At 63.8% G+C, this 11,463-nt stretch carries 8 protein-coding genes and 1 pseudogene; 2 read left to right on the top strand and 7 right to left on the bottom strand.

Translation table 11 applies throughout. The features are described from left to right. Nucleotides 1-190 precede the first annotated feature (190 nt). The 4 genes from dndE to dndB are packed head-to-tail and all read right to left on the bottom strand — an operon-like array spanning nt 191 to nt 5,291. Nucleotides 191-571: a DNA sulfur modification protein DndE gene (gene dndE / locus ACFV4P_RS14325; RefSeq protein WP_380470849.1), complete on the bottom strand. Its 381-nt coding sequence runs from the start codon at nt 569-571 to the stop codon at nt 191-193. Then, the gene (dndD, locus tag ACFV4P_RS14320; RefSeq protein WP_380470847.1) at nt 561-2,588 is read right to left on the bottom strand and encodes a DNA sulfur modification protein DndD; all 2,028 of its coding nucleotides are present in this window, start codon (nt 2,586-2,588) and stop codon (nt 561-563) included. The genes dndE and dndD overlap by 11 nt, the downstream gene beginning before the upstream one ends. 4 nt (nt 2,589-2,592) lie before the next feature. Beyond that, a complete protein-coding gene (dndC, locus tag ACFV4P_RS14315) occupies nt 2,593-4,155 on the bottom strand; it encodes a DNA phosphorothioation system sulfurtransferase DndC (protein ID WP_380470845.1) in 1,563 nt (520 codons plus the stop codon). Beyond that, nucleotides 4,152-5,291: a DNA sulfur modification protein DndB gene (gene dndB, locus ACFV4P_RS14310; RefSeq protein WP_380470843.1), complete on the bottom strand. Its 1,140-nt coding sequence runs from the start codon at nt 5,289-5,291 to the stop codon at nt 4,152-4,154. Before dndB ends, dndC begins: the two co-directional genes overlap by 4 nt. A gap of 271 nt (nt 5,292-5,562) precedes the next feature. Between dndB and dndA the strand changes: the two genes are divergently transcribed. Continuing rightward, on the top strand, nt 5,563-6,717 hold the full coding sequence (gene dndA / locus ACFV4P_RS14305; protein ID WP_380470841.1) for a cysteine desulfurase DndA: 1,155 nt from the start codon (nt 5,563-5,565) through the stop codon (nt 6,715-6,717). An 18-nt stretch (nt 6,718-6,735) separates the two neighbouring features. Here dndA and ACFV4P_RS14300 read toward each other — a convergent pair whose 3' ends face one another. From ACFV4P_RS14300 to ACFV4P_RS14290, 3 genes are all read right to left on the bottom strand, one after another. Further along, a complete protein-coding gene (locus tag ACFV4P_RS14300) occupies nt 6,736-8,199 on the bottom strand; it encodes a DNA phosphorothioation-associated putative methyltransferase (protein WP_380470840.1) in 1,464 nt (487 codons plus the stop codon). 22 nt (nt 8,200-8,221) lie between these two features. Further along, the gene (locus ACFV4P_RS14295) at nt 8,222-9,937 is read right to left on the bottom strand and encodes a DUF262 domain-containing protein (protein ID WP_380470838.1); all 1,716 of its coding nucleotides are present in this window, start codon (nt 9,935-9,937) and stop codon (nt 8,222-8,224) included. A 320-nt stretch (nt 9,938-10,257) separates the two neighbouring features. Continuing rightward, complete coding sequence (locus ACFV4P_RS14290) at nt 10,258-10,488, bottom strand: hypothetical protein (protein ID WP_380470836.1); 231 nt, start codon at nt 10,486-10,488, stop codon at nt 10,258-10,260. Nucleotides 10,489-11,139: 651 nt separating this feature from the next. Here ACFV4P_RS14290 and ACFV4P_RS14285 point away from each other — a divergent pair. Then, nucleotides 11,140-11,431: pseudogene (locus ACFV4P_RS14285) on the top strand (transposase); the annotation flags it as partial. Between the last annotated feature and the right edge of the window lie 32 nt (nt 11,432-11,463).

The following is an 11,463-nucleotide window of genomic DNA, read 5'->3' as shown; positions in this document are numbered from 1 at the left end:
GCACCCGCCACGAGGCCTCGAACCTCCATCGAACGTCCCCATACCTATAAGACACCCGGCGCTCGTTGAAGTTGTACCGAAAGCCGGCGAATCTCCTCAACTGAGATGAGGAGTGCCTTCATTCGAACCCCAACGCCCTCGATGGCCATGACGCTCGGGTGCGGCATGACGGACCGCACCCGGCTCGGCGTCAAACGGGCTGGACGGCCCGCACCATGCCTTCGATCGAGGCCATCTCCTTGTCCGCGCCCAGGTAGCCGATGCCACGGTGCAGGTGGACCGTGAGCATCTGTGCGACGTTCTCCTCCGAAGGTTCCTCACCAATAGCCGCGCAGCGCTGCTTCAGCAGCGCCAGGTAGACGTCGCCGTGCTGGCCGGCGAAGGTCCTCCAGGTCATCTCAACGTTGGAATCGGTGACGATGTCCTTCACCAGGGGGGTCGAAGGGTCCTTCAACGACATCATGAGCGCCCAACGGCACAGCACGTTCCATTGCGTGATACCGGTTGTCCGCTTGAGGTAGACCAACCGGTCCTTGGCCGGCTGCGAAAGCCGGACGTTGTCAACCGACATGCTGCACTCCCTCGTTCCACCAGTAGCCCTCAACCACCTGGGTGGTGAGCTCCTCGTCGTCGTGCACGAGGGTGTAAGTGCGGGCGACGGACTTCCGCAACCGGCCCAGCAGGTACTCGTCGATCTCTTCGTCGGTCGACAGCAGTAGGACCTGCTCACTGGCCTGCGGGAAGTAGCGGGTGACAAGGTGCTCGCGGTGACGACTGTCGAGCCGGCCGAGAGGTGTGTCGATGACACTGGGCAGGCGGTTGCCGGCGACCCTCATCAAGCCCCAGAGCAGCGACACTGCCAGCAGCTGGCGCTCCCCCGCACTCAAGCGGGCGGGGTCGATCGGATTTCCAGTGGAGTCACCGAGCGTGAGCGCGAATTTCTCCGTGTCGATGCGGAGACTCTTGACCAGGCCCTGCTTTCGCATGAGGGCCTTGAAGCTGTCCAGCACCGCCCATTCGAGCTTGCCGATGTGACGTTGCAACAGGGCAGAGCCGAAGCGTTCGAGAGTGGCGCGCGCCTTCTCGGAGTACTTGAGGATGCGCTCGACCTCCTCCGCCTTGACCTTGGTGCGGACGAACTCAGTGTGCGCACGTTCCAACAGCGTCCGGACGTGCTCGCGGCGCCGCTTGAGCTCGCCCAGGCGGGCATCGGCCCGCTCGCCCGCCGCACGGCAATGCGCGACCACGACCAGCTGTTCCTCACGGGCCTGCTGGAGGGCTTCCACCTTGTGCTGCTCCGGCACACCAGCCAACTGCCGGTCGAGCTGGTCGAGTTCGTCCGAGAGGTCAGCCGCCGCGGTCAGCAGAAGCCGGCCCCGGTCGGAATCCCGCTGCAGGAGCTCCTCCAGGACACCGAACTGTTCCAAGGCGTCGTGCGGCAACTGAAGATCGACGTCGAGTTCGGTGGACTCCGCACGGTCGGCGCGGTCAGCCTCCAGCTTCGCGACGACCTCGGCACGTGTGGCAGCGGGCAGCATGTCCAGAAGCCAACTGTCGCGTTCCTGCAGTACCTCCAGGACCTGCGCCGACCTCCGGGCCTGCTTCTCCAGCACAGCCTGCTCGCGCAGATCCGCGATCAGCCCGGTGGCCATCAGCAGCGGCAGGGGCCCGGCGGCCAACTGGACGAGATCCGAACGCACTTGGGCCAGCTGGTCAGTGATGCTCTTCCGCTCGTTCTCCAGCTCCACCCGCCGGTTGAACAGACCACCGCCCTCTTTCTCGAAGGCGGCTTCGAGGCTCTCCAGAGTGCGCTGGGCCTTGCGCAGGTCATTACGGCTCTTGCCCAACTCCTGGTGAGCGACGTCGTACGCGGCCAGCACCTCATCATGCTCGCGTTCCTGGGCATGGATCTTGTCCAGGAGGTGCTGTTCCTCGTCGGAGAGCTTCTGTCGCCGTTGGAGGGCCAGGAGGTCGTTGCGCAGCTGCTGGACCGTACTGACGCCGAGCAGGGAATGGACAGCCGACTCAATCACGGAGGCAGCACGGTCCGGGTCCGCGAGGGACTCGATCTTCTCCCCGTCAAAGAAAGCCAGGGAGGCGATCTCCAGCGGCAACAGCGATTCGATGTGGTCCGCCCAGCTCTCGCTGAGGAGCCGGTTGAACTGGGGCTCTGGCTGAGCGGTGCGGACGGCCCGGGTACGCTCCCCGTACGCCTCGTCGACGTAGACGTTGAGGAACTCCTTCAGCGTCTTGCCACTGATGTGCCAGCTGCGAACCACTCGGTAGTAGTGCTCCTGCCCGCCGGTCATGGTGGTGAACTCAAGTGTGACGGCGGAACCGCGTGCCGGGTCGGCCATGCGGTTGATGCTCTCGCGGAGGTAGGTCTCGTACGTCCCAGTCCCACGGCCGCTGCAGCGCGCGCGGTTTCCGTAAAGCACCAGCTGGATCGCGTCGAGCAGCGTCGTCTTGCCGCACCCGTTGAGGCCGCCGATCAGGATGACCGGCTTGCCCTTCTTCGGGGTGAGGTTGAGCGACTGCTTTCCGCGGTAGGCCCCGAATTCTTCGAGGGTGATCTTGCGCAGGAGCATCGAGTTAGTTTTCGTCGTCGAAGGTCAGGTTCTCGGAGACGTCGTCGCGCCACTTCTTCTTTCGGGAAGCGAATTCGACGGCATCCTCGTGGTTCTCGTAGTAGCCCTTTTGGACAGCCTTCTCCAAAGCCTGGAACAGGCCGGACCGGCGGGCCATGGTCCGGTACTTCCGTTCCACCTGGAGCAGCTCCCGGACCATGCGGTAGTGCAACTCGTCGCCGTCGCAGACCTCCTTGAGCACCTCCATCTCGTCGGATCCCATGACAAGTTGCTCGTCCAGCGGCCCTCCGGGGAAGGGCTGGCCCGTGGCCTCCTGGTAAATCTGCGGCACACTGTCCTCGACCTCATGCTTGTCGAAGACCCAGATGCGTCGAATCTCGTGCAGCTCGTCCAGCGTGATCAGTTCGATGTTCTTGACGTGCGCCGGCGCCTGCTCCCGAATCCAGGTCTGGGCCTGGAGGAGCTCCCGCAGCCACTGCTCACGGTACGACTGCAGATAGGGCCCGTGGATTGCGCCGTCGTTGAACAGCATCACAGAGCCGTTCATCCGCCGGAAGTCCCGAGCCGGCTTGTCGGGCCGGGGGAAGGGCGCCTTACGGCCGGCCGGAAGATCGGGGTCACCCTCACTGTAGTAGCCGAACGGCGCGTCGAGCTTGTCACGCAGTTCCAGCAGCGGGAGCATCCACTCCTTCTCCTCGTCGTTCTGGATCATCGCGGACATGGACTTGTCCTGTTCCACGAGAGTGCAGGTCCAGCAGCCGAACCGGCTCGAACCACAGGACGGAGTCGTGGAGTCGACGACGAGGGGGCATTCTCCGTCGCTGGAGGCACCCTGGTACATCGTGAGTAGGTCCTGATTGTTGTAACCCCAGGGGTTGGAGACCTGCATCAGGAACTCCCATACATCATCGTTGGTCCAGTCCTCGACCGGGCTGTAGACGAGAGAATTGGGGAGATTGGCATTGGGTGACAGACGGTCGCGCACGCGGCGCTTCTCGTGCTTCTCCATGGCACGGGCCCGGGCATGACTCTCTGCCTTGCGGATTCCAAGCACCATGATCGCTTCACCATGGGCGGCAACGACACTGCGAATGAAGGCGTTCGAAGGCTTGATCTTGAGCCGCTCGGTGCACCAGCGGAACTTCGGCCGGGGAGCCGGGTATCCGCGCCCGATCAGGTTGACCCAGAAGGTGTCCTTGATCTCCGGTGTCAGACGGTGCGGTTCGACCGGTAGCCCCTGTTCGAGCGCGGCACCCTTCATCGTGTCGAGCGATGCGGAGACCCAAGCTGCCACCACGGGATTCTCAACCAGGGTGTCAGTGCTGATGACGTGAACGGGCTTGGTGCGTTGATCGGCTGGAAGGTCACGAAGCGCCATCCACACCAACTGCAGGACTGCAGTGGAGTCCTTGCCGCCGCTGTACCCGATGACCCACGGCACCTGGTCGGCCACGTACAACTCACGGATCTCGCCCGTGAGCCGTTCGATCACCTCGTCCAGGGTCTGCCCGTTGAACGGCTTGCGCCGCACTGGAGTGAGCCCGAGATCGATCGGAATGGTGGTCATGAATCGCCTCGCAGGTATGCATCTTCCACGCGCTGCTCCTCGGAGCTCAATTCCAGCCCGAGGTGCCGACGCAAGTAATTAACAGTGAGCGTTACGTTCTGGTGGCTCTTGGAGACGCGGCCGCCGACAATGGCCCGCCCCTCCCAATCGCTGTTCGCCCGGGTCCAATCCACGCCCTTGAGTCGGGCGAGCTCTTTCTTCCACTTCACGGGCTTGGTCGATTCCCGCAGAACAGAATTGCCGACCCTGCCCAGGGCGTGGAGGGCGATCCCATGGCTGTGGATGAAGTCCCGCCGCATCTCCTGGGCAGACAGATCGCGCGAGCGCACCTGCCTCCACTCGGGAAGCATGCCGTCCATGAACTCCCAGAAATCCCGGGCCAGTACGGTCGATTCCTCGGGGGACAGCTCCAGACTCCGCAGCAGCGACTGGTTCCCGAAGTACAATGCGCTGAGCGTGAACATCTTGCGCGAGCGGGCAGAGAGCGTACTCTTCTCCATCTCCACAAAACCCTTGAAAACCGCCGAGTGCTCGGTCAGGGAACGGGTGATCTGCGCGTTCCCATCACGGTGGTCGTAGAGGACGCCGATGGATCGGGCAGGTCGAATCGCATTGCGATTGAGATCGGCGAACATCTGCTGGGAACGGGCGAGCCCCGCGTCGCAGAAGAAGACGACCGCGATGCTTTCATCGCCGAGGTCGGGATTCTCCTTCAATGCGACCTCGATGGCGGCACGGCGATGCTGCCCGTCGTTGATCAGGAAGCGCGAGTCCATGGGAATGCGCAGGTGACCGGTACGGTGCGCCACCCCTTCGCCGCCCTGGCTCTCGAAGACCATGTCCCCGTCGACCGAGGCTGTCAGAGCACTGAAGACGTAATCATCCGGATTGTCCACGATGTACCGCGTGAGCGCGGGCAGTCGCCCCTTGTTGAGGACCCGCTGCGCCCTCAACTCCGCCGGAAGGTCCTCCTCGTCGAACAGGAAGATCTTCGGGATGAGTCTCAGTGGACACATCGAGGCGTAGAACTCCCTACCTGCCTGCACGCCACGGATGGCGGGGAAGGTGTACTCGAACCCCGTTGAAGCCTGCGAAGCGACCCGCCCCGCAGCCCTGCTCGCCGCTTCACTCTGCACCAATGAACTGTAGCGCACGTACGTCTTCTCAAAGACGTACACCGCCAGCCGGTCGACGTACCAACGGACACATGGGACGCCGGGCACGAAACGGCACACCCGTCACATCGGTATCGGCGTCGCACCGGACACCGGAACAAACGGTGCCGTCATGGCGGTTCACACCACAGCGGGGTGTGACGCGCGCCGGTTCAACTTCATGCCACGCGGTCTCAGCCTGTACGTTAAGCACTTGACGTACGCGGTGGATGTCGGATCGGCTCTTAGACGGGTGAGCACTGTGGTGGCGTATCTGGATGTAGCGGCAACGACGCGAGTCGACCCCCGGGTCGCCGAAGTGGTGCTGCACTGGATGACGGAGGACTTCGGCAACGCCGGCAGCCGTACACACGAATACGGTGCGCGGGCCAAGAGGGCAGTGCAGCAGGCTCGCGCCTTCATCGCACGAACTCTCGGTGCCAAGACGGAAGAGGTCATCTTCACCAGCGGTGCCACCGAGTCCAACAACATCGCTTTGCTGGGTCTGGCACCCCACGGCGAGCAGACCGGTCGCAAGCACATGATCACCTCGGCCATCGAGCACAAAGCCGTCCTCGAACCGCTGCTCCACCTTCGTGACACCCGCGGCTTCGAGGTCGAGTTCATCCACCCCGGCCCTTCTGGGCGCGTCGAGACCGAGGCCGTTCTGGAGCGACTGCGCCCCGACACGCTCGCGGTGTCGCTGATGCACGTCAACAACGAGACCGGCGTCATCCAGCCCGTCGCTGAACTGGCCCGGAAGCTGCGGGAGACACCGACCTTCCTGCACGTCGACGCCGCGCAGGGTTACGGCAAGGTCCCCGAAGATCTGACCGCCCCGATCGACCTGATCAGCATCAGCGGCCACAAGATCGGAGCTCCCAAGGGCATCGGAGCCCTCGTGACTCGACGCCGAGGGTGGAACAAGGTACCCCTGGAACCCATCATGTTCGGCGGCGGTCAGGAGCGGAAGCTGCGGCCCGGTACACTCGCCGTCCCTCTGATCATGGGCCTCTACGAGGCGGCGAAAATCTTCAAGGAGAGCCACCCGGCCTGGGAGCGCGATGCGCGGGCGATGCGGAAACAGATTCTCGACGCACTGGGATCGACGAGGTTCCAGATCAACGGGGATCCCGCGCACTCGGTTCCGCACATCCTGAACGTCAGCTTCGACCAGCTCAATGCCGAAGCTCTGATCGTCCGGCTCAAGGACGACGTGGCCATCGCCACCGGCTCGGCGTGCACCAGCGCCTCCTACACCCCCAGCCATGTCCTGCAAGCCATGGGCCTGGACGACGATGTGGCCGCCAACGGGCTGCGCCTCTCCTGGTTCCCTCCTCAAAGCGCGGACTTCGACGCGAGCGGGGTCGCGGCGACCATCGCTTCGATGCAACCCGATCGGCTCTGAAACGCGGTCGCACCGCGTTTAGCTGATCCGCTTCCCTTCCCCCGACGCATCGTCCACGCGCCGGACCAAGCGATGCCCGCGCAGCTGGCGTCCACATCTGGCCAGCTCTTCCTCCCAGCCGTCCTCCGTGCCAATCAACTGGGGGTTCAGGTACAGGCCCGCACGCACCTCAGCCTCCGTAAGGCGCTGATAGCGCGGCACGTCTGGATCGTCCGGAGCGAGGAACTCATGCTTCTTGTGTAACAACGGGCGGCTCCCCTCCGGTGGAAAAGAGGTGTGCACCGCCTCCAAGGTCTGAAGGTCGACCCCGTAGGAGGAGGAGATCCGAGGATGCGGGTCCTGGTCGAACTTCGGACAGTCCAGCCAGGAGACCGCTCGCCCCCGATGTCCAAGCTTTGTCACCGTCCACTCCGCCGGACGGCCTGCGGCGATAGATGCGCAGTGCTCATACAACCGCAGAACGGTCGGGATCTGCTCGATAGCACGGCGGTGAACATACAGGGCCGTGGGTGTCAGCTTTCCGGCGACGGACACCTGCATCGCACTGCGGACGTACTGGTCATCGCGCAGTTTCAGCAGGAGCCGGTCGGAACGCCGACACGCCTCCTTGTAAGAGGCAAAGAAACTGCGGATGTCCTGCCGTACGCCTACAGGAAGGTCGCCGAAGGGACCACGACCATTGAATAGCTCGACTGCCAGGTAGAGGAGCGTGTTCAGAGTGGTGCGCTTGGCAGCCGCCACGATCAGACCTGGATCGGCCCCCTGTTGGACCAGCCGCCGCAGCTCCGCGGGCGTCAGGTGTGCCAGCAGTTCCGCGATGTTGCGGGGCATCTCCTCGATACGAGGAGGCCGACCACGCTGTTCCACATAGTCCACCAAGGCATTCAGCGCGGAAGCCGTGTCCCCGGACCTCAGCCACTCCGCGTCCGGAACCACCCGACGGGCGATGTAGCCCAAGCGGGCTGCTTCGTCCTTGAACACATACACGATGCCGGGTGCCGCAGCGACCACCCGCGCCCCGGTTACCTCCTCTACATAGTGGCGCAACTCGGCCGCGGTGTAGAGGTGTTGGAAGGTCCGGCGACTCGTGAGCAGGCCGTCCCCGAACTCCGCTCCCTGAACCTTGGACTTCTCCCAGGTCAGCCGGGCCGAGACCACCAAGAGCGTCGAGGCCAATTGCCATGCGCGCTGCAGAGTCCGTCGGCGCTCCTCCGGATCCTCGATGACGTTCAACACGTAGGTCAGCAAGACGACATGGGAGTCGGTGGGCCGAACGTGCGGCCGGTAATAGGGGTCCCATCCCTCCACCCGGCAGTCGAGGCCCCGCAACGCTCTGACGTCATCACCTCGGCCGCAGCCGTAATCCAGTACCGTCCGCTCCGGCCGCAGCTGGCCGTCCGCGAGCGCCTGGCGCGCGGGAACCGACAAGGCTACCCGGCCTATCGCCGTTCGCCCCCGCGCACTGGCCCACTCCTGGTTCATCCGCGCGCACTCACCAGACGGGTCACCGCGGCCACGTACGCACCGCAAGCCCCGCCAACCGCTCCTGCCGCTCCTGAACCGCTTCCGGCGTCCACATGTCACGGTCGCCGACCTCACGGGTCAAGGCGAGCTGTGAAGACTGGAAGACCTCAGCCTTGTCCTTGAAAGGTTTGTTCCCCAGCCGCGAGTTGGACCCGGCCGGCAGCAGCACCATGTTGCCGAGCCGGTGGATCCAGCTGTCCGCGTCCTCCCGCTTCCCACTCGCGGTGATGAAGTCGGACCATTCCTCGGCCGACGCGTTCTGGGGATAGACGTGCTCGAGGTTGACCTCGTTGGGGTTGTCGTTGGGGACGAACTCCGGCTGCCCGTCCTTCCGCGCGGTCCGTTCCAGGGCGGTCAGATAGTAGCGCGCGATCTTGCTGCCATCACCACGACCGAGGGTGGCAAGGGTGAACTGTGCCTTGAAGTCGCTGTCCGAAGGAATGAGGTCATTCACCCGGTCTCGAACCTCGGAGACCCGGGTGACCTTCTGCTGGCGGATGTCCATCGCGATCTGGGAGTAGAGGTCCTCGTAGCGACCACGGTTGATCCCACCAGTGATCATGCCGCGCACCGACCACCCGATCATCGCCCGCAGGAGCTTGTCGATCTGGGCTGGTGGCAAGTGGTCGACAGCGGCAAGCAGGAGGATCTTGTTCGGGACGAGGTTGAACAGTGCAAGGCTGGAGAGGGCCGGTTTGTGCGTGGAGCACTTCTCCGCCCAGATCTCGTGGCTGGGGTCGGACAGTGCCGCGTAGATCCGTGCTGCCGTCAACAGCTCTTCCGAGAAGGTCAGCGCGTCCTGGCTGCGCATTACCTGCTTCCGCATCTGGGCATAGAGATCACGTTCGGTCACCTTCCCCACCCGTGAACTCCAGTAATGCCGCAGGAACTTGGTGAACTTCTCGTTCGCCGCGGTCAGGGAGAGCGCGCCGATCGCCTTGTGCCAGTTGTTGCGCACTGAATCAAGGTGGTTCTTGGCCGCACCGAAGAGATGGTTCTTCAGGAGGTCCGCCGTGGTGAGGTCCGCACCGCGGTTGTTGAGTGTTTCGAAAATGACGTACGCATCGGCTTCCGACGGCGTTTCCACCACCGCGAGTTGAGCTTTCTGCTGGATGTACCGGACCCACTTCAGCAGCTCCCTGGCCGCTTCCTCACCGTACCGAGCGCTCAGATCCGCCAGCTCGCTACGGAAGAAACCGTAGGCCTTGACGATGTCCGATTCGCCACGCTTCGCCGGCAGGGCTGGTAGGGACGCTCGGGTGACAATGCCATGGAAAGGCGGATTGTCATCCTCATTGAGTTTGAGATGAGGCTCGGTACCATCGGCGTCCCAGGCCTGGCTCGCCAGGAACTCATCCCCGATCAACTGCGCGCGAGGGTGGCTCAGGCGGTGCAGCTCATCCCGAATGGCTGCGATCAGGAGCGAGGACGTGACCAAGCGCTGTTGACCATCGATGATCTTCTTGCGGCGTTCCGCCCCGTCCTGTGTAAGGACGATCGTACCGAAGAAGTACTCCTCCTCAGCGCCGTCACGAACTGCACGACTCAGATCAGTCCAGTAGTCCTGAACCTCCTGGTCCACCTTCCAGCAGTACGCTCGCTGGAACTGAGGAACGATCAGCCGCTCGCTGCGGAGTATCTCGCCGATTCCAACGAGGTTCAGCTGAAGCGTCGTACTCCCGTGACCTGATGCCATGCCGCGCAGTCTAACGTCCGCAAACGTGCGGCCGGGAGGCGATCGCGAGAATGCCCGCACTCGCACGCCGGGGATGCCGCCTCCGCCCGCTCACAGGTGGTCGGACGGGTGTGATCTGGCCAACCACGGACAAGTCGTCGACCAGATCGCACCCGGCTACTTTCCCAGCAAGCAGCAGGCGTTGAGGCGCCCCGCAGCCGGATCACCACCACCGATGCGTCGAGCCCCATCCCGCTTCGGGGACCTCAGGGCAAGCGCAGCGACCTGGAGCAGGTCTTCACCGCAACCCATCAGCCGAGAGGCAACCGGCCGCCCACCGACTACTCGAGCAGGCGCCGCCGGAGCTCGGACGCCATCAGCCCGCCGGCGGCCAGCACGGCAATCGCCTCCTCCAGCTTCAGCCCTTTGAGGACCAGCGCAATCAGCGCAGCCAGAAGGGCAACCAGCAGGAGCACCGAGACGAGGGACGCCTGCCACGTCATGGCTCGCGCCGGAGGGGCAACAGGTCCCCCGAAACCAGCCGGTACAGGGTAGGGGATCATCTGAGACATGCCTGCGCTTCTTTCTCGTGTGCATACAGAATTCGGAGATGCTCCGGACGGAACTCTCAAGCCCTGACGGCAGGGCGGGGCCAGCTGTCGCCGGTTGCAGCCGATCGACAACAGGAATCACAGTACCGAACTTCGATCCCATTCAACACCGATCAACCGACAGACTCGCAATCCCTAAATGTCAAGCAAGCTTCCACTTAGAAAAATTGACTGACCGCCCACCTGGCCAGCAGTCACAAATTCTAAGGGGCGCGCCGCTTGGCAACATTGGAGCATTGGGACGCAAAAGCGACAAAGAAGGGCTTGGGGGTGGCTTCCTACCGCGAAAAATGCGCCTGCCGAGACCATCCGCCAACAAGTGCGGTAGCATCCTGAACCGTGCTCGCGCGCGTGCGCGCGGAATGTACAGGTTCCTTGCTCCGGACGTTCGACTTGGAACCGGGAAGTCTCTGTTGCAGCAGAACTCCCCTTGCGGGAGGCGGCGTCGACCGGCAAGCCGAGCGACTAAGTCCATTGGCGCGCACGGCACCACACGGGCGCCGCCTTCCGCTAGATGATTGGCGCGAAGGGTGAAGTCGTCTCATTTGGGCGGTTGAGTAGACTCCGGGCGTGCTGATCGTTGAGCGTCTGGTATCGGATGAGTAGTGGGAACTGTTCCAGTCGGTGGTGCCGGACGCTCCAGTACGCCCGCAGGGCGGTGGTCGGCACCGCTACGGAGACCGAGAGGTGCTGGCGGCGATCGTGTTCGTCGCAACCTCCGGGTGCACCTGGGCTCAGTTGCCGCCCTGCTTCGGCCTGTCCCGGACTGACGGCCCATCGCCGCTTTACCGAGTGGAGCAAAGCCTGGGCGTGGGCCAAGCTCCACCGGGCCGTCCTGGACGAACTCGGCGCGCGGGGCGAGCTGGACTTGTCGCTGTGCGCGGCCGGCTCAGTGACCACGAAGTGCTCTGACCGATATGGTTCGCCGGGTTGGAG

The organism is Kitasatospora sp. NPDC059795 (genome assembly GCF_042732175.1).
Classification (GTDB): Bacteria; Actinomycetota; Actinomycetes; order Streptomycetales; family Streptomycetaceae; genus Kitasatospora.
This window is presented reverse-complemented; position numbering and strand designations above follow the sequence as displayed.